Source organism: Burkholderia sp. MSMB0856 (genome assembly GCF_001524645.2).
Classification (GTDB): Bacteria; Pseudomonadota; Gammaproteobacteria; order Burkholderiales; family Burkholderiaceae; genus Burkholderia; species Burkholderia diffusa.
In genome coordinates, this window is record NZ_CP013427.1 from 2,825,320 (window position 1) to 2,843,796 (window position 18,477).

Below are 18,477 nucleotides of genomic sequence, written 5' to 3' on the forward strand. Positions count from 1 at the left end.
GCAGCGCATGGCTTGTGTCCGGCAGAGCGCGAAGAGCCTTGCCTGCCGGGCTGGAGAAAACTTTTGGATTATACCGCAGCGCGACATCGCGCGTCGTCTCGCGGCCCCTCTTCCGGCATCCTCCCGTGCGCGCGTCGATCCCGCCCCGGATTTCGGTGCGGCTCGTCAAAGCACAGAAAATCCTTTATGCTGCTTTGAGTTATCCACACCCGACGGCGGCGCCGTCCGGCCCCACTGCCGGTTCAGACCCGCCGTATCTCGTTTCATGACCGCCAAAACCATTCGTCACTACCTGCAGTTCAAGGATTTCTCGCTGGAAGACTACGAGTACGTGCTCGAACGCACGGGTATCCTGAAGCGCAAGTTCAAGAACTACGAGACCTATCACCCGCTCCACGACCGCACGCTCGCGATGATCTTCGAGAAGAGCTCGACGCGCACGCGCCTGTCGTTCGAAGCCGGCATCTTCCAGCTCGGCGGCCACGCGGTGTTCATGAGCACGCGCGACACGCAGCTCGGCCGCGGCGAGCCGGTCGAGGATTCCGCGCAGGTCATCTCGCGGATGGTCGACATCATCATGATCCGCACGTTCGAGCAGGACGTGATCACGCGCTTCGCGGAAAACTCCCGCGTGCCGGTGATCAACGGCCTGACCAACGACTACCACCCGTGCCAGGTGCTCGCCGACATCTTCACGTACTACGAGCACCGAGGCCCGATCGCCGGCAAGACGGTCGCTTGGGTCGGCGATGCGAACAACATGCTTTACACGTGGATCGAAGCCGCGCAGATCCTCGGCTTCAAGCTGCGCCTGTCGACGCCGCCGGGCTATGCGCTCGACATGAAGCTCGTGTCGCCGGACAGCGCGCCGTTCTACGAGGTGTTCGACGATCCGAACGAAGCGTGCAAGGGCGCCGATCTCGTGACGACCGACGTGTGGACGAGCATGGGTTTCGAAGCCGAGAACGAAGCGCGCAAGCAGGCATTTGCCGACTGGTGCGTCGACGAGGAAATGATGGGCCACGCAAACGCGGACGCGCTCTTCATGCACTGCCTGCCCGCGCACCGCGGCGAGGAAGTGACGGCCGGCGTGATCGACGGCCCGCAGAGCGTCGTGTGGGACGAGGCGGAAAACCGCCTGCACGTGCAGAAGGCGCTGATGGAGTTCCTGCTGCTCGGCCGCCTCAAGCACTGATCGCAGCACCCGCGGCCCGCCGGCATCGGCCGGCATGCGAAAAAATGCGCCGATCGACGATCGGCGCTTTTTGTTTGCACGGGGCGAAAGCGAATGAAATGCGCGGTACGAAGCGCCGCGTTACAGGCACACCGGCTCGGGTTCGAGCTCGACGCCGAATCGCTCGCGCACGTCGTCCTGGATAGCGCGCGCCAGCGCGAGGACCTCGGCGCCCGTCGCGCCGCCGCGATTCACCAGCACGAGCGCCTGCCGGTCGTGCACGGCCGCCGCGCCGAGCGCGCGCCCCTTCCAGCCGCAGCGGTCGATCAGCCAGCCGGCCGCGAGCTTCACGTGCCCGTCCGGCTGCGGATACGACACGACTTCGGGCACGCGCGCGCGCAGCGCGTCGAACTGCGCGGCGTCAATCACCGGATTCTTGAAGAAACTGCCCGCGTTGCCGAGCACGAGCGGATCGGGCAGCTTCGCGCGGCGGATCGCGACGACCGCGTCGAACACGTCGCGCGGCGTTGCCGCGTCCGGCGCGATGCCGCGCGCATCGAGCTCGCGCGTGACATCGGCGTAGCCGAGCCGCGGCGTCCAGCGCTTGGGCAGCCGGAACGTCACCGCGACGATTGCGAAGCGGCCGCGCCCTTCCCGCTTGAAGAAGCTGTCGCGATAGCCGAACGCGCAGCGCGCGGCGTCGAAGCGCTCGCTGCGCCCCGTCGCGAGCTCGACGGCGACCAGCGAGTCGAAATACGTCTTCATCTCGAGGCCGTACGCGCCGATGTTCTGGATCGGCGCGGCGCCGACGGTGCCCGGAATCAGCGCAAGGTTCTCGAGGCCAGGCATCCCGTGCTCGAGCGTCCACGTAACGAACGCGTGCCAGATCTCGCCGCCGCCGGCCTCGACGTACCATGCGTCGTCGTCCTCGCGCACGACGCGGCGGCCGGCGATCTCGTCGAGCAGCACGACGCCGTCGAAATCGCGCGTGAACACGACGTTGCTGCCGCCGCCGAGCACGAGCCGCGGCAGCGACGCGACGCGCGGGTCGCGGTGCAGCGCCTCGAACTGCGCCGCCTGCGTGATGCGCGCGGCAAAGCGCGCCTTCGCGGCAATGCCGAACGTATTGTGCGCGGCAAGCGGATGGTCAGGGAGCAGCGACAGGGCGGAATCGTCAGGAGGCATCGGCATTCGCGGTCACGTCCGCCGAGCGGGCTCACGGCCGGCCTTGGGCAAACGGAGGGGCATCGGTAAAATGGCAAACAGTCCGCAATTATAGCGAGTGCCCGCGCGCGAGCCGGGCGCCCGCATCTCAAGGGAGAATGCCATGCCATCGTTCGACGTCGTTTCCGAAGCGAACATGATCGAAGTGAAGAACGCCATCGAGCAGTCGAACAAGGAAATTTCGACGCGCTTCGACTTCAAGGGCTCCGACGCGCGCGTCGAGCAGAAGGAGCGCGAGCTGACGCTGTTCGCCGACGACGATTTCAAGCTCGGCCAGGTCAAGGACGTGCTGATCAACAAGCTCGCGAAGCGCAACGTCGACGTGCGCTTCCTCGACTACGGCAAGGTCGAGAAGATCGGCGGCGACAAGGTCAAGCAGATCGTCACCGTGAAGAAGGGCGTGACGGGCGACCTCGCAAAGAAGATCGTCAGGCTCGTGAAAGACAGCAAGATCAAGGTGCAGGCGAGCATCCAGGGCGACGCGGTGCGCGTGGCCGGCACGAAGCGCGACGACCTGCAGAGCGTGATCGCGATGCTGCGCAAGGACGTGACCGACACCCCGCTCGACTTCAACAACTTCCGCGACTGATCGACGCCGTCGACCGCGCAGTCGACCGATCACGCCGCGCCGCCGGGCCCCGCACGCAGGGCGCCCCGGCGGGCGGCAGCAGTCATCCCCTTCCTCAGACCTTCCCGCCGTCCTGCGCGCCGCCGTCGGACGCAGCTTTCTTCTTGTCGCCGATCCGGCTTTCCTGCCCCGCCAGCAGCTTCGAGATGTTGCCGCGGTGGCGCCACACGAGCAGCACGCTCATCGCGAGCACAGCCCACGCGACCGGGTTGTGCCCTGTGCCGAACAGGAACACGTCGAACACCGGTGCGAACACGGCCGCCACCAGCGCCGCGAGCGACGAATAGCGGAAGAAGAACGCGACGATCAACCAGGTCAGCGCGGTCGCCAGGCCGAGCACCGGATGCACGGCGAGCAGCACGCCGGCCGCGGTCGCGACGCCCTTACCGCCCTGAAAGCGGAAGAACACCGGATACAGGTGGCCGATGAACACGGCGATCGCGACCCACGCGACGGCGACGTCGGACAGCCCGAAGTGCCGCGCGAGCCAGACGGCGAGCCAGCCCTTGAACGCATCGCCGACGAGCGTCAGGATCGCGGCCTTCTTGTTGCCGCTGCGCAGCACATTGGTCGCGCCGGGATTCTTCGACCCGTACGAACGGGGATCGGCCAGGCCCATCGCGGCGCTGACGACGACGGCGAACGACACCGAACCGATCAGGTAGGCAACAAGTGCGGCGAGCAGGATCTGCATGCGGAGAACTCTTCTTTCAACGTATCGGTGAAGGGGCGGCCGGGCACGGCATGCCGGCCGGTTGCGGCGGGCGCCGTCGCGGCGAACCGCCGGCAGGCCGTGGCGGCCGGCCGTACGAGCCGACCGGCCGAAACGGCGCTCATTCTACCGAACGAGCACGGCCTGCCACGAAGGTGAAACCCTCAGTCGACGCTCGCGCACTGCACGGGCGTCGCGCCGAGCAGCGTCGTGAGCACCGCCGGCGCGAGGCTGACGAGATAGCCGCGGCGGCCGCCGTTCAGGTAGATCGTCGGCAATTCGAGGATGGTCGACTCGACGTACACGGGCATCGTCTTGCGCGTGCCGAACGGCGACGTGCCGCCGACCAGATAGCCGGAATGGCGGTTCGCGACATCGGGCTTGCACGGCTCGACACGCTTCGCGCCGATCTGCCGCGCGAGGTTCTTGGTCGACACCGTGCGATTGCCGTGCATCAGCACGATCAGCGGCTTCGCGTGCTCGTCCTCCATCACGAGGGTCTTCACGACGCTGTGTTCGTCGACGCCCAGCTGGCGCGCCGACTCGCCGGTGCCGCCATGCTCGACGTAATCGTACGGATGCTCGCCGAAGGCGACGCCGTGGCGGCGCAGCAGCTGGGTCGCGGGTGTCTCGGACACGTGTCTGGATTTGCTCATGGCGGCATTTTAATGGCGAACGACCGCCGGGCGGGCGCCGACACACGACCGCACCGTCCTGTGTTCGGGGCGGCAGGCCGCGCACCGGCGGTATACTCGCGGCCCTTTTGCACCGGTGCGCCGGGCGAGCCCCCGTCGCCGCGGCGCGCCCGTCCATCATCATTGCGCACATCGCGAAGTGCTATTGCCCGATTGGCCGATTGTGGCGCGCCCGCCGTCATGGCACGATCGTTCGCAAAACTTGCCGCGCCGCCGCCCGGCCCTTCTTCTGGAGACGCCATGTCCTCGCCTGTCCGTTCATCCGCGCCGCTCGACGTCCCGGCGTTGCTCGCCGCCTTGCCCGCGCGCATCGCCGACGTGCCCGCCCGCTGGGCTGCGCAAGCGCCTGCGCATCCGGCGCTGATCGAGGACGCGCGCCGCCTGTCGTACGGCGAGCTGTCGCGAGCGGTCGATGCAGCCGCCGAGCGGCTCGCGCGCCTCGGCGTGCACGGCGGCGATCGCGTGATGATCGTCGCGGAAAACAGCATCGCGCAGATCGTGCTGCTGTTCGCGGCGGCGCGCGTCGACGCATGGGCGCTCGTGTCGAACGCGCGGCTGTCGGCCGGCGAACTCGATGCGATCGCCGCGCATGCGCGGCCGAAGCTGATCACATTCGCGACGGAGGCATCGCCCGATGCGCGCGCACACGCGGCGCGCCACGACGCGGCGCCGGCCGACGCGCTGCCGGTCGACATCGGCGCGTGGTCGTACCGCGTCGACCCGAGCGCGCCCGACGAACCGGTGGCGGCCGATGGCGCCGCGCAATGCGCGGCGCTGATCTACACGACCGGCACGACGGGTTCGCCGAAAGGCGTGATGCTGTCGCACCGCAACCTGCTGTTCATCGCGGCGACGTCGAGCGCGCTGCGCCGCGTGTCGCCGGACGACCTCGTCTACACGGTGCTGCCCGTGTCGCACGTGTACGGGCTTGCGTCGGTCTGCCTCGGCAGCCTGTACGCGGGCGCGACGCTGCGGCTCGCGCCGCGCTTCTCGCCGGAGGCCGTGCGCGTTGCACTTGCCGACGAAGGCGTGACGATCTTCCAGGGCGTGCCCGCGATGCACGCGAAGCTGCTCGAACACCTGCATACGCACGCGCACGCGTGGCGCGCGCCGCGGCTGCGTTTCGCGTATTCGGGCGGCTCGCCGCTCGACGCCGACCTGAAGGCGCGCGTCGAGCGTGTGTACGGCGTGCCGCTGCACAACGGCTACGGAATGACCGAGAGCAGCCCCACGATCACGCAGACGCCGCTCGACGCGCCGCGTGCCGACTGCTCGGTCGGCATGCCGATCCCGGGCGTCGAGATGCGGATCGTCGCGCCGGACGGCGCCGACGTGCCGCACGGCGAAGTGGGTGAAATCCGCGTGCGCGGGCCGAACGTGATGCTCGGCTACTACCGCAACGCGGATGCCACGCGCGCGGCCGTGTCGCCCGACGGCTGGCTGAGCACCGGCGATCTCGCGCGCCAGGAAGCCGACGGCTCGGTGACGATCGCGGGCCGCAGCAAGGAGTTGATCATCCGCTCGGGCTTCAACGTGTATCCGGTCGAAGTCGAACAGGTGCTGAACGCGCACCCGGACGTCGTGCAGGCGGCCGTCGTCGGCCGCGCGGTCGAGGGCAACGAGGAAGTGCTCGCATTCGTCGAGCTGGTGCCGGGCGCGACCGCGACCGAGGCCGCGCTGCAGGCGTGGTGCGCGGAACGGCTCGCGCCTTACAAGCGCCCCGCGCGCATCCGCGTGCTCGATGCGCTGCCCGCCGCATCGACGGGCAAGGTGCTGAAGCACAAACTGCGCGAACTCGCGTGACGCGCGGGCGCGGGCTGCATCCCGCGTGTGGCCCGCGCTAGCCGCGCGGGTGGTGTTGCGCGTGCAGCGTCTTCAGCCGCTCGCGCGCGACGTGCGTGTAGATCTGCGTGGTCGAGATGTCGCTGTGGCCGAGCAGCAACTGCACGACGCGCAGGTCGGCGCCGTGGTTCAGCAGATGCGTCGCGAATGCGTGCCGCAGCGTATGCGGCGACAGGTGCGCGCGCACGTCGGCCTGCTGCGCATGGCGCTTGATGATGTTCCAGAACTGCTGGCGCGTCATCCCGTCGCCGCGTCCGGTCACGAACAGCGCGTCGGCCGCGCGCGCGCCGAGCAGCGCGGGCCGCGCGTCGCGCAGGTAGCGCTCGATCCAGCCGTGCGCGACTTCGCCGAACGGCACGAGCCGTTCCTTCGAGCCCTTGCCCATCACCCGCACGACGCCCTCGTTGAGCCCGACCTCGACGGTCTTCAGCGTGACGAGTTCGCTCACGCGCAGCCCGCTCGCGTACATCAGCTCCAGCATCGTGCGATCGCGCAGGCCGAGCGGCGTGCCGACGTCGGGCGCGCCGAGCAGCGCTTCGACCTGCGCCTCGGACAGCGTCGACGGAAACCGCGCGGCCTGTTTCGCCGACGTGATCCGCAGCGTCGGGTCCGCGCTCGCGCGATGCTCGCGTACGGCCCAGCCGTAATAGCGACGGAACACCGACAACCGCCGGTTCGACGACGTCGCCTTGCCGTCGCTGCGCGCGGCGATGTAGCCGGTCACCATCGCTTCGTCGACCGAGTCGAGCGACGCGTCGTGCGTCGCGGCCAGCCAGTGCGAAAACAGCATCAGATCGCGCCGGTACGCATCGAGCGTGTTGCGCGCGAGCCCGTGTTCGAGCCACAGCGCGTCGCAGAACACGTCGATCGACGCGCGGCTCGCGAGCAGCGCGGGCGATGCCGCGGCCTCGTCGCCATTGGCGTCGGGCGCGGGGTCGGGATCGGGGGAAAGCAAGGGTTCACTCATCAGTACGGCACGCCTTCGTGCGCCAGCAGCCAGCGCTTCACTTTCTGGTAATAGCCATTGTCGTCGTGGTTCGCGAAGCCGCCGAGGCCGCCTGCCGCCACGACGCGATGGCACGGAATCACGAGCGGGAAATAGTTCGCGCCGCATGCCTGGCCGACCGCGCGCGGCGCGCTGCCGATCCGCTTCGCGACCTGCCCGTAGGTCAGCACCGTGCCCGGCGGAATGTCGCTGATCACGTTCCACACACGATGCTGGAAAGCACTGCCGACGTCGGCGAGCGGCAGGTCGAAACGCGCCGACGCGCGCTCGAAATAACGTTCGATCTGCTTGACCGCGCGCTGCGCGAGCGGCGAGTCCGGATCGACCGATTTGACCGACTCGGGCAGATAGACGATCTCGCGCACCACCGCGGCATCGGTGCGAATGCCGACCTTGCCGAACGGTGCGTCGATGACTGCGTTGAACATGAGCTTCTCCTCACCGGTGAAACGCGCGGCGCCGCCGCGCGCCGACGACACTTTACGCCGCCTTCATGCGGCACGCAGCGCCCATTCGACATGCTCGCGCACGACCGGCGACGGATCGTCGGCCCGTGCACGCAACGCGGCGACGATCGCGTCGCGCGCATCGGGCGCGAGCCGGTCGGCCGGTGCGCGCAACGCATTGCCCAGCCCGACCGCGAGATTGCGCAGCCAGCTTTCGTATCCGATGCGCCGGATCGCGCTGCCCTGCATCCGCGTGTCGAACGTGTCGGCATCCCAGCCGAACAGCTCGACGAGCGTCGCGCGGTCGAGCCCGTGCCGCACGTCGAAATCGGCAACGGGCGCGGCCTGCGCGAACTTGTTCCACGGGCACACGAGCTGGCAGTCGTCGCAGCCGTATACGCGGTTGCCGATCATCGGCCGCAGCGGCTCCGGAATGCTGCCTTTCAGTTCGATCGTCAGGTAGGAAATGCAACGGCGCGCGTCGACGCGATACGGTTCGACGATCGCGCCGGTCGGGCACGCGCCGATGCAGCGCGTGCAACTGCCGCAGTGCGCGCCGGGCGTCTCGGGCGCGACGTCGGGCGCGGTTTGCGCGTCGGTCGGCAACGGCACGTCGACATAGATTTCGCCGAGGAAGAACAGCGAACCCGCGTCGCGCTGCAGCAACAACGTGTGCTTGCCGCGCCAGCCGACACCGGCCTTCTGCGCGAGTTCGACCTCGAGCACCGGCGCCGAATCGGTGAACACGCGGTAGCCGAATGCGCCGATCTCGCGCTCGATGCGCTCCGCGAGCGTCTGAAGCCGGTTGCGCAGCACCTTGTGATAGTCGCGGCCGCGCGCGTAGATCGACACGACGGCCGCCTGCGGATCGTCGAGACGCGCGCGCTCGCGTGCGCGCCAGTCGTGCGGCACGAGCGCGCCGGATGACGCATCGGGTGCGTCGACGGCGAGCGTTTCGGCCGGCAGATAGGCGAGTCGCGCCGAGATCACGCGTCGCGTACCGGCCACAAGTTCGGCCGGCCGCGCGCGTTTCATCCCGTGTTTCGCCATATAATCCATTTCGCCGTGGTACCCGGCTTCCAGCCAGGCGGCGAGGCCCGCTTCGGCATCCGAGAGATCGGTATCGCTGATGCCGATCGCCCCGAAACCCAATTCGCGCCCCCACGCCCTGATGCGCGCGGCGAGCGCTGTCAACGTCGCATCATCGAGCGCGCATGGCGTCGCGCCTTCGGCACGTGTCGAAGGTCTGTCGGATGCGGCGAGTTCCGGTAATCGGTTCATCGCACTATTTTACGAGAATGCCAGCCACGCCCCATACGCCTCATGCCGACACGCTGCCCGTCCCGCTCGCGGAGCGCGTGATCGCACTCGCCGACGAAGCGGCGACCGAGGCCTTCGGCACCCGCTTCGCGCACGCGCTCGACGCGGCACGCAGTGAACTTGCCCATGCACACGCGTTCGACGGGTTGCAGATCCAGCTGATCGGCGACCTCGGTGCGGGCAAAACGACCCTCGTGCGCGCGATCCTGCGCGGCCTCGGCCACCCGGGGCGCGTGCGCAGCCCGACCTACACGCTCGTCGAACCATACGCATTCGCACGCGACGATGGGGAACTTGAGGTCTATCACTTCGATCTGTATCGATTCAACGATCCGGCCGAATGGTCCGACGCCGGCTTTCGCGAATATTTCAATTCCAGCGCGATCTGCCTCGTCGAATGGCCGCAACAGGCGGGCACCCTGCTCGGCGTGCCCGATCTGGTTTTCTCGCTCGACGTGGATGGCGACGGCCGCGCCCTCACCGTCCGGGCGTTCAGCGCTTCAGGAAAGGCATGTCTCGAAAGATGTTGATCAAACCGTTCCGCTCGATCGAATCGGCGGCCACCGCGACGCACAACTGGCGGCGCCGTCAGATCCTGCGCGCGGGCGCGTCGACGCTGGTGCTCGGTCTCGCCGCGCCGCGGCTCGCGCACGCATCGTCGGTGCTCGGCGTGCGCGTGTGGCCCGCGCGCGATTACACGCGCGTCACGATCGAATCCGACCAGCCGCTGCAGAATAGCCAACAGCTGTTGCAGGGTCCCGACCGGCTCGTCGTCGACCTGAACGGGCTCGATCTCGACCAGGCGCTGCGCGACCTCGTGTCGAAGATCGCGCCGAACGATCCGCAGATCCAGTCGGTGCGCGTCGGCCAGTATCAACCGCACGTCGTGCGGATGGTGTTCGACCTGAAAGGCTCGGTGAAGCCGCAGGTATTCACGCTGCCGCCGGTCGGCACCTACAAGTACCGGCTCGTGTTCGACCTGTATCCGGCCGTCGCGCCCGATCCGCTGACCGACCTGATCGCGCAGACGGAGCGCAAGGAGCAGGCGCTCAACGACAACGCGCGCGCGCAGCAGGTGCAGCCGCCGACCGCGCTCGCGGGCCCCGCCGCGCCGCCGCCCGCCGCGGGCGACAACAGCGACGCATTCTTCCAGCGCTTCGCGCAGAACACGCCGACCACCCCGCGCACGCCGCCGGCCGCCGCGACACCTTCGGCGCCCGCGAAGCCGGCCGTCAAGCCGCCGCCCGTCATCGCACGCCGCGACGACAGCGAAGACGACGGCGACACCTACAAGTTCACCGCGCCGAAATCGGGCAAGGGCGGCACCGTGCGCCTGCTGACGGTCGCGATCGATCCGGGCCACGGCGGCGAGGATCCGGGCGCGATCGGCGGCGGCGGCACGTACGAAAAACACATCGCGCTCGACATCGCGAAGAAGCTGCGCGCGAAGATCGACGGCGCGCCGAACATGCGCGCGATGATGACGCGCGACGCGGATTTCTTCGTGCCGCTGAACGTGCGCGTGCAGAAGGCGCGCCGCGTCGGCGCCGACCTGTTCGTGTCGATCCACGCCGATGCATTCACGACGCCGTCCGCGCGCGGCTCGTCGGTGTTCGCGCTGTCCGATCACGGCGCGTCGAGCGCCGCGGCACGGTGGCTCGCGAACAAGGAGAACTCGTCCGACCTGATCGGCGGCATCAACATCAAGACACAGGACGCGGCAGTCAGCCGCGCGCTGTTCGACATGTCGACGACCGCGCAGATCCGCGATTCGCTGCGCTACGGCAACTACGTGCTGAAGGAAGTCGGTGGCATCAACAAGCTGCACAAGGGCTCGGTCGAGCAGGCCGGGTTCGCGGTGCTGAAGGCGCCCGACATTCCGTCGATCCTCGTCGAGACCGCGTTCATCAGCAACCCTGACGAAGAACGCCGGCTCAACGACGACAGCTATCGCGACGAGATGGCCGACGCGATCTTCCGCGGCATCAAGCGTTACTTCGCCGCGAATCCGCCGCTCGCGAAGAACCGGATGGCCTGACCGGCCGCCCTTCCCCGCCGCCGGCACGCGCTGCGTGCCGGCGCGTCACGACGCCGCGAAGCGGCGCACCAGCTTTCCGCCGAACACGTTCACAGCGAGCCCGCCCATCACGAGCGCGGCGCCGATCAGCTGCGCGTCCGTCAGATGCTCGTCGAGCAGCAGCGCCGACGACGCCAGCCCGACGACCGGCACCAGCAGCGAGAACTGCGCGACCTGCGCGGCCGGATAGCGCGACATCAGGCGGCTCCACAGGCCGTAGCCGACGAGCGTCGCGACGAACGCGAGATAGACGACCGCGAAGATCGACGCGCCGTCGAGCCCGGCCATCGCGGCGCCGATCCGCTGCGGCCCCTCGAACCAGAGCGACAGCAGGAAGAACGGCACGGGCGGCACGAGGCTCGCCCACACGACGAGCGACACCAGATTGGCCTTGCCGACCTTCTTCGTGACGATATTGCCGAACGCCCACATCGCGGCCGAGCAGATGGTCAGCAGGAAGCCCGCGAGCGTCATCGCGCGGCCGCCCTGCGCCGCGATCACCACGAGCCCGCCCGCGGCGATCGCGAGCCCGATCAGGTTCTGCACGCGCAGCCGCTCGCCGAGGAACAGCATCGCGAACACGAGCGTGAAAAATGCCTGCGACTGCAGCACGAGCGACGCGAGGCCGGCCGGCATGCCGACGTACATGCCGGTGAACAGGAACGCGAACTGGCCGAGCTGGATCGTCGCGCCGTACAGGATCAGCATCCGCCACGGAATCTGCGGCCGGCGCACGAAGAACACCGCGGGCACCGCCGCGAGCGTGAAGCGCAGCGCGCCGAGCAGCATCGGCGGCATGCCGTGCAGGCCGACCTTGATCACGACGAAGTTCACGCCCCACGCCAGGATCACGACCAGCGCGAGCAGCAAGTCCTTCGGGGCCATCATCGGCGTCTCCTCAATTGTCGGATGGTTTCCTGAAGCCGCTCAGTCTACCCAATTTCGCCGTGCGGCCCGATACCCGCGCGGCGCGCATGGAATCGGCGACGGGTGCAACGACATGGCGCTCGCACGACTCGTGCCCGCACGTCCGCATCGCGGGGGAGTCATTTCGCACGCGCCCCCGACGCGCGCGTCGCCACCGCGCCGCCAGTACAATGACCGGCATTCCAGCCGTTGCCCACGAGGCCCGCCATGACCGATTCGATCAAAGCCCTGCTCAAGCCGCATGTTCGCGACATCGGCAACCTGCAGGTGCGCCGCACGCTGCCCGCGCTCGCCGCGCGCCTCGTCGGTCCGTTCATCTTCTTCGATCACATGGGGCCCGCGACGCTGCCGGCCGGCACCGGGCTCGACGTGCGCCCGCACCCGCACATCGGACTCGCCACCGTCACCTATCTGTTCGACGGCGCGATCCTGCACCGCGACAGCCTCGGCTCGCTGCAGGAGATCGTGCCGGGCGACGTGAACTGGATGACGGCCGGTCGCGGCATCGTCCATTCGGAGCGCACGCCCGACGCTCAGCGCGCGAGCGGCCACACGGTGCACGGGATCCAGACCTGGGTCGCGCTGCCCGTCGCCCACGAGACCACCGAGCCGTCGTTCGAGCACCATGCGGCCGACACGCTGCCCAAGCGCGACGAGAACGGCGTATCGCTGACGGTGATCGCCGGCGACGCGTTCGGCCTGCGCTCGCCCGTCACGACGTTCTCGCGCACGCTGTACGTGGCCGCCGAATTCGCGGCCGGCGGCCGCCTCGAACTCGACGCATCGCACGAGGAGCGCGCGGTCTACGTGGTCGACGGCGACCTCTCGATCGACGGCACGTCGGTGCCGGCCGAGCAGATGGCCGTGCTCGCGCCCGGCGCCACCGTCACGCTCGCGAGCGACGGCGGCGCGCGCGCGATGCTGCTGGGCGGCGCGAAGATCGACGGCGAGCGCTTCATCGAATGGAACTTCGTCGCCAGCAGCCGCGACGCGATCGAGCGCGCGAAACAGGCGTGGACGAACCAGGAAATGGGCAAGGTGCCCGGCGAAACCGAGTGGATTCCGCTGCCCGAATCGAAGCCGCGTTGAAAAAGGGGCACGCTGCCCCCATCCTGACGACATTCGAACGGAAGAGAACGACATGGACACCACGCTTGCCACTTTCGAGAAAGACGTCATCGAGGCGTCGCTGGACACGCCCGTACTGGTCGACTTCTGGGCGCAGTGGTGCGGCCCCTGCAAGACGCTCGGTCCGCTGCTCGAAAAGCTCGAAGCCGACTACGAAGGCCGCTGGAAGCTCGTGAAGGTGAACGTCGACGAGAACCAGGAACTCGCCGCGCACTTCCAGACGCGCAGCATCCCGCACGTGATCGCGTTCGCCGACGGGCGTCCCGTCGACCAGTTCATCGGCGTGCTGCCGGAAGGCCAGTTGCGCGCGTTCCTCGACCGGCTGCTGCCGGCGCCCGACGAAGCCGAGCGCCGCGCCGCGCAATACGCGATCGCCGAATCGCGCTACGACGATGCGCTGACCCACCTCGAAGCGGCGCTCGCGCTGAATCCCGGCTTCGACGACGCACGGCTCGACCTGATCGAACTGCTGCTCGCGAACAACCAGGTGGACGCCGCGCGCGCCGAGGCCGAGCGCCTGTCGCCGCAGACGATACAGAGCGGCGATCCGCGCTACCAGGCGATCAAGACCCGTTTCGATGCGCTCGACGCGACGGCCGACCTGCCGCCGACCGACGCGCTCGAAGCGCGCATCGCGGCGAATCCGGCCGATCTCGACGCACGCTTCGACCTCGCGCAGAGCCTGATCGCGCGACGCGCATACGAAGGCGCGCTCGAGCAGTTGCTGGAAATCGTGTTGCGCGACCGCGCGTATGGCGACGACCTCGGCCGCCGCACGATGATCTCGGTGTTCGAGCTGGCGGGCGATCGCCCCGAACTCGTCGCCGCATGGCGGCGCAAGCTGAGCATGGCGCTCAACTGACGAACGACCGGCCGGGCCGCGATGGTCTGGCCGAATCGCCTTGTCGCGGCACGGCAGGTCTGCCGCGCCGCGACATTCTTCCGCGTGTCGATCTGCTCGCCGATCAGCCCGCGGCGCGCGCCGCGACTGCCCGCAGCGCATGCGCGGCGGCCGCGAAGCCGAAGCTCGCGGTCACGCATACGCTCGAACCGAACCCCGCGCAGTTGAGCCCCGCGACATGCGCGGCGGCGGACGGCTCCGCGCCGTCCTCGATGTCGCACGCGGCCGCTTCCGGATAGATCAGCGGCTCGTCCGAATACACGGCGCTCACCTTGAAACGCGCCTTCGGCCCGCGCGGAAAGCCGTGCTGCTTGCGCAGCTGCGCGCGCACCTTCGACAGCAGCGGATCCTGGATCGTCAGCGCCAGATCGTCGATGCGGATACGCGTCGGGTCAAGCTGCCCGCCCGCGCCGCCGACCGTGACGAGCGGCTGCCCTTTTGCGACGCACCACGCGATCAGCGCGACCTTCGTGCGCACGCTGTCGATCGCGTCGACCACGTAGTCGAAGCCGCCGCCGAGCAGCGCGTCGAAGTTGTCGGGTTCCGCGAAATCCTCGATCCGGTTCACACGGCACGCGGGATCGATCAGCGCGATCCGCTCGGCCATCGCGTCGACCTTCGGCTTGCCGTAATTGCCGTCGAGCGCGTGGATCTGCCGGTTCGTATTGCTTTCCGCGACGTTGTCGAGGTCAATCAGCGTCAGCGTGCCGATCGCGCTGCGCGCGAGCGCCTCGGCCGTCCACGACCCGACGCCGCCGATGCCGATCACGGCGACGTGCGCGCGTTCGAACGCGGCGAGCGCGGGGGCGCCGTACAAGCGCGCGATGCCGCCGAAGCGGCGCTCGCGATCCACGTCAAGCTGGATTGTCGGGCTCGGGGTAAGATCAGAGGAACTGTGCGGGGCAGTGTCGGCAGCGGACATGGCAGCAAGGAAAACGTAAGTCGTGCAGTCCTCTATTTTGCCTGAACTCCCCGCCGACACGCGTCCCTGTGCACGCACGATTCTCGCGCGTTCGCTATACTGGCCCCAGATTGAAGCGTTTGCATAACATGACGACTCTCGCCGATCTCCGCATCAATTATTCGCGTGCTTCGCTCGACGAAGCCGATGCCGCCCCCAACCCCTTCGCCCAGTTCGATCGCTGGTTCAAGGAGGCGCTCGCCGCCAAGCTCCCCGAGCCCAACACGATGACGCTCGCCACCGTCGGCGACGACGGCAAGCCGTCGGCCCGAATCGTGCTCATCAAGGGTGTCGACGAACGCGGGTTCGTCTTCTTTACCAATTACGAAAGCCGCAAGGGCCGCGATCTCGCCGCCAATCCGCATGCGGCGCTGCTGTTCTACTGGATCGAGCTCGAGCGCCAGGTGCGCATCGAAGGCCGGATCGAGAAAACCAGCGCCGACGAAAGCGACCGCTATTTCGCGTCGCGCCCCCTCGGCTCGCGCATCGGCGCGTGGGCGTCCGAGCAGAGTGCCGTGATCGACAGCCGCGCGACGCTCGAAGCGCGCGAAAAGGCCGTGACCGAACGCTACGGCGAGAATCCGCCGCGCCCGCCGCACTGGGGCGGTTACCGCGTCGTGCCCGACGCGATCGAATTCTGGCAGGGCCGCCCGTCGCGGCTGCACGACCGCCTGCTCTATACGCGCGACGCCGCGGCAGGGTCGGGCTGGACGATCTCGCGCCTGTCGCCGTAAGCGCGGCTGCCGCAGTGCCGGCGCGCGCCGGCCGTGTCTCGTGTTGCATCCGGGCGCCCACGTCGCAAGGCATGGGCGCCGGTCAAGATACTTGGCTGTATTCGATTCAACGAACAAACGGAGAATCCAAATGTTCTGGGAAAAGAAGCTGGCACAGTGGGCGGACGAAGTACGGGCGAAAGCGAACATACCGGCGCGACTCGTGCTGTGGAACGGCGATCAACTCGATTTCGGCACCTTCAGCGCGCCGCAGGTCACGCTGAAGGTCAACAGCGCGTCGGCGTTGCCGCTGCTGCTCGAACCGAGCCTCGACAATCTCGGCGAGGCGTACGTGAAGGGCAAGATCGACATCGAGGGCAGGCTGTCGGACATCATCAACATCAGCTACTCGCTCGCGCGCAGCACGGTCACCAGCGCAAGCAAGCTCGCGCGCGTGAAGCGCTACTTCAATCACACGAAAAACACCGACAGGAAGGCGATCCAGTATCACTACGACGTCTCGAACGCCTTCTACCAGCTGTGGCTGGACGAAAACATGGTGTATTCGTGCGCGTACTTCGAGAACGGCGACGAGGATCTTTCGACCGCCCAGATCAAGAAGATCGACCATATCCTGACCAAGATCCAGCTCGAGCCCGGCCAGCGCCTGCTCGACATCGGCTGCGGCTGGGGCGCGCTCGTGCTGCGCGCCGCGCAGAAGTTCGGCGCGACGTGCCTGGGCGTGACGCTGTCGCAGAACCAGTTCGATCTCGCGACCGCGCGCGTGAAAGCCGCCGGGCTCGAGGACAAGATCGAGATCCGCCTGCAGGACTACCGCGAGATCGAGGGACAGTTCGACCGCATCACGAGCGTCGGGATGTTCGAGCACGTCGGCCGCAAGAACCTGCCGCTCTATTTCTCGCGCGTGCACGATCTGCTCACCGACGACGGCATCGCGATGAACCACGGAATCACGTCGACCGACGCGGAAAGCGGCGAAACGGCGCTCGGCGGCGGCGAATTCATCGACCGCTACGTGTTCCCGGACGGCGAGCTGCCGCACATCAGCCTCGCGCTCGAAGCGGCGCAGCGCGGCGGGCTCGAGGCGATTGACGTCGAAAGCCTGCGGCGGCACTATGCGCGCACGCTCGAAATCTGGACCGAGAATTTCGAGGCGAAGGCGGAAGAGGCGCGCACGCTCGTTGACGACGAAAAATTCCGCATCTGGCGCGTGTATCTCGCCGGTTGCGCGTATGCGTTCGAGCACGACGACGTGTCGATCTTCCAGATCGTGTGTCGCAAGGCCGGACGCAGCGCGAAAACGCTGCCGTGGTCACGGCGCTACATGTACGAACACACGCTGCCGCGCTAGGCGGCACTTCACGCTGGGCATGCATGGGTGACGGCAGGACGCGGCGCGGCACGCCGCCGCAACGACAGCAGCGCGACGAACCGGACGAGTCGCACGCCGACGGGCAGTTCGACCTGTTCGGCGCGTCGCCCGACGACGCGCGCGCGTCCGCGCCCGCGGACGACGACAACCCCGCAGGCGCCGGCGATCGCGCGACGCCTGACGAACACGACACTGCGCGACCGGCAAAGTCGCCCGCACGCGCCGGCCGTGCATCGCCCCGCCTTCCCGCCGACCAGGAACCGGAACCGCCGCCCGCCTCCGGCATGCTTTGGGACGGACCACCGCCGGCCACGCCGCCGAAGAAGGCCCGGCGTCGGCGCGGCGTGCCGCCCGCACCGGTTTCCGCGGAAGTCGCCGACGCGGCGGCCGCGCTGCCGCCGAACGTGCGGCTCGGCACGTCGTCGTGGTATTTCCCCGGCTGGGACGGCATCGTCTACGACGGCGATTTCGCGCAGACGAAGCTGTCTCGCGAGGGGCTCGAGGCGTACGGCGCACATCCGCTGCTGAAGAGCGTGAGCCTCGACCGGTCGTTCTACGGGCCGCTGTCGGTGGCCGACTACCTGCGCTACGCGCAACAGGTGCCGGACGACTTCCGCTTCGTCGTGAAGGCACCGGCGTCCGTCACCGATGCGGTCGTGCGCGGCCGGCGCGGCGAGCCGTCGGGCCCGAATCCGACCTTTCTCGACGCGCAGCTCGCCACTCGCGAATTCGTGCAGCCGTGCCTCGAAGGGCTCGGCAGGAAGGCCGGCGTGCTGGTGTTCCAGTTTTCTCCGATGCCCGATCAACTGCTCGCCGAACCGGCCGCGCTGATCGACCGGCTGTCGGCGTTCTTCGCGGCGCTGCCGACGCTGCCGCCGGACGCCGACGGCACGCGCTACGCGATCGAGATCCGCGACGCGAGCCTGCTCACGCCGCGCTTCATCCGCGCGCTCGCGACGCTCGGCGTGCGCTACTGCGTCGGCCTGCATGCGCGGATGCCCGACCCGCTGCGCCAGGCGGCCGCGCTCGCGCTGCTCGACGGCGATGCGCCGGGCCCGCTGATCGTGCGCTGGAGCCTGCATGGCGGCTTCAAGTACGAACAGGCCAAAGCGAAATACGAGCCGTTCGACAAGCTCGTCGACGAGGATCCGGCCACGCGCTCGGCGCTCGCCGAGCTGGCCGCGCGCTACGCGCTGGCCGGACAGCCCGTGATCATCACGATCAACAACAAGGCGGAAGGCTCCGCGCCGCTGTCGTGCCTCGCGCTCGCGCGCGAGATCGCCGCCGCGTGCGCGCACTGGCGCAGCGAGGCGGCGTAAGCATCGCGGGC

At 68.4% G+C, this 18,477-nt stretch carries 18 protein-coding genes; 10 read left to right on the plus strand and 8 right to left on the minus strand.

All coding sequences use genetic code 11. From position 1 onward, the window contains the following. The first annotated feature begins 265 nt into the window (after positions 1-265). A complete protein-coding gene (gene argF, locus WS87_RS14415; RefSeq protein ID WP_059820306.1) occupies positions 266-1,195 on the plus strand; it encodes an ornithine carbamoyltransferase in 930 nt (309 codons plus the stop codon). A gap of 120 nt (positions 1,196-1,315) precedes the next feature. On the opposite strand, the gene murB is transcribed toward argF, so the two are convergent. Next, the gene (gene murB, locus WS87_RS14420) at positions 1,316-2,365 is read right to left on the minus strand and encodes a UDP-N-acetylmuramate dehydrogenase (RefSeq protein ID WP_059820307.1); all 1,050 of its coding nucleotides are present in this window, start codon (positions 2,363-2,365) and stop codon (positions 1,316-1,318) included. Positions 2,366-2,501: 136 nt separating this feature from the next. Between murB and WS87_RS14425 the strand changes: the two genes are divergently transcribed. Beyond that, positions 2,502-2,987, plus strand: coding sequence for a YajQ family cyclic di-GMP-binding protein (locus WS87_RS14425; RefSeq protein ID WP_006762345.1), 486 nt, complete (start codon positions 2,502-2,504; stop codon positions 2,985-2,987). A gap of 94 nt (positions 2,988-3,081) precedes the next feature. Here the strand turns inward: WS87_RS14425 and plsY are convergent, their stop codons facing one another. Both plsY and ybaK read right to left on the minus strand, forming a co-directional pair. Beyond that, positions 3,082-3,720, minus strand: a complete 639-nt coding sequence (gene plsY, locus WS87_RS14430; protein ID WP_059690575.1) for a glycerol-3-phosphate 1-O-acyltransferase PlsY — start codon at positions 3,718-3,720, stop codon at positions 3,082-3,084. A gap of 182 nt (positions 3,721-3,902) precedes the next feature. Continuing rightward, positions 3,903-4,394, minus strand: a complete 492-nt coding sequence (gene ybaK / locus WS87_RS14435) for a Cys-tRNA(Pro) deacylase (RefSeq protein ID WP_059820308.1) — start codon at positions 4,392-4,394, stop codon at positions 3,903-3,905. Positions 4,395-4,673: 279 nt separating this feature from the next. On the opposite strand from ybaK, the gene WS87_RS14440 reads away from it, so the two are divergent. Continuing rightward, positions 4,674-6,236: a class I adenylate-forming enzyme family protein gene (locus tag WS87_RS14440; protein ID WP_059820309.1), complete on the plus strand. Its 1,563-nt coding sequence runs from the start codon at positions 4,674-4,676 to the stop codon at positions 6,234-6,236. 37 nt (positions 6,237-6,273) lie between these two features. On the opposite strand, the gene xerD is transcribed toward WS87_RS14440, so the two are convergent. From xerD to queG, 3 genes are all read right to left on the minus strand, one after another. Beyond that, entirely contained in the window at positions 6,274-7,242 is a 969-nt protein-coding gene (gene xerD / locus WS87_RS14445; RefSeq protein ID WP_059820310.1) for a site-specific tyrosine recombinase XerD, read from the minus strand. Then, positions 7,242-7,709 (minus strand): methylated-DNA--[protein]-cysteine S-methyltransferase, encoded by a 468-nt coding sequence (locus WS87_RS14450; RefSeq protein WP_059820419.1) that lies wholly within the window; start codon positions 7,707-7,709, stop codon positions 7,242-7,244. The genes xerD and WS87_RS14450 overlap by 1 nt, the downstream gene beginning before the upstream one ends. A 63-nt stretch (positions 7,710-7,772) precedes the next feature. Continuing rightward, positions 7,773-9,008, minus strand: coding sequence for a tRNA epoxyqueuosine(34) reductase QueG (gene queG / locus WS87_RS14455; protein ID WP_059820311.1), 1,236 nt, complete (start codon positions 9,006-9,008; stop codon positions 7,773-7,775). A gap of 17 nt (positions 9,009-9,025) precedes the next feature. On the opposite strand from queG, the gene tsaE reads away from it, so the two are divergent. Both tsaE and WS87_RS14465 read left to right on the plus strand, forming a co-directional pair. Beyond that, positions 9,026-9,577 carry a tRNA (adenosine(37)-N6)-threonylcarbamoyltransferase complex ATPase subunit type 1 TsaE gene (tsaE, locus tag WS87_RS14460; RefSeq protein ID WP_059820312.1) on the plus strand — a complete coding sequence of 184 codons (552 nt, stop codon included), beginning with the start codon at positions 9,026-9,028 and terminating at the stop codon, positions 9,575-9,577. Further along, positions 9,559-11,085, plus strand: a complete 1,527-nt coding sequence (locus WS87_RS14465; protein WP_059820313.1) for an N-acetylmuramoyl-L-alanine amidase — start codon at positions 9,559-9,561, stop codon at positions 11,083-11,085. Before tsaE ends, WS87_RS14465 begins: the two co-directional genes overlap by 19 nt. A 45-nt stretch (positions 11,086-11,130) precedes the next feature. On the opposite strand, the gene WS87_RS14470 is transcribed toward WS87_RS14465, so the two are convergent. Continuing rightward, positions 11,131-12,009 carry an EamA family transporter gene (locus WS87_RS14470; RefSeq protein ID WP_179952344.1) on the minus strand — a complete coding sequence of 293 codons (879 nt, stop codon included), beginning with the start codon at positions 12,007-12,009 and terminating at the stop codon, positions 11,131-11,133. Between the two features lie 249 nt (positions 12,010-12,258). On the opposite strand from WS87_RS14470, the gene WS87_RS14475 reads away from it, so the two are divergent. Together WS87_RS14475 and trxA are read left to right on the plus strand one after the other, a co-directional pair. Continuing rightward, positions 12,259-13,140: a pirin family protein gene (locus WS87_RS14475; protein ID WP_059820315.1), complete on the plus strand. Its 882-nt coding sequence runs from the start codon at positions 12,259-12,261 to the stop codon at positions 13,138-13,140. Positions 13,141-13,192: 52 nt separating this feature from the next. Then, positions 13,193-14,041: a thioredoxin gene (trxA, locus tag WS87_RS14480; protein WP_059820316.1), complete on the plus strand. Its 849-nt coding sequence runs from the start codon at positions 13,193-13,195 to the stop codon at positions 14,039-14,041. Positions 14,042-14,144: 103 nt separating this feature from the next. On the opposite strand, the gene tcdA is transcribed toward trxA, so the two are convergent. Continuing rightward, entirely contained in the window at positions 14,145-15,002 is an 858-nt protein-coding gene (gene tcdA, locus WS87_RS14485) for a tRNA cyclic N6-threonylcarbamoyladenosine(37) synthase TcdA (RefSeq protein WP_059527837.1), read from the minus strand. A gap of 128 nt (positions 15,003-15,130) precedes the next feature. Between tcdA and pdxH the strand changes: the two genes are divergently transcribed. From pdxH to WS87_RS14500, 3 genes are all read left to right on the plus strand, one after another. After that, complete coding sequence (gene pdxH / locus WS87_RS14490; protein ID WP_059820317.1) at positions 15,131-15,775, plus strand: pyridoxamine 5'-phosphate oxidase; 645 nt, start codon at positions 15,131-15,133, stop codon at positions 15,773-15,775. 130 nt (positions 15,776-15,905) lie between these two features. Continuing rightward, on the plus strand, positions 15,906-17,126 hold the full coding sequence (locus tag WS87_RS14495; RefSeq protein ID WP_059527843.1) for an SAM-dependent methyltransferase: 1,221 nt from the start codon (positions 15,906-15,908) through the stop codon (positions 17,124-17,126). A 23-nt stretch (positions 17,127-17,149) separates the two neighbouring features. Beyond that, a complete protein-coding gene (locus WS87_RS14500; RefSeq protein WP_059820318.1) occupies positions 17,150-18,466 on the plus strand; it encodes a DUF72 domain-containing protein in 1,317 nt (438 codons plus the stop codon). Positions 18,467-18,477: the final 11 nt, after the last annotated feature.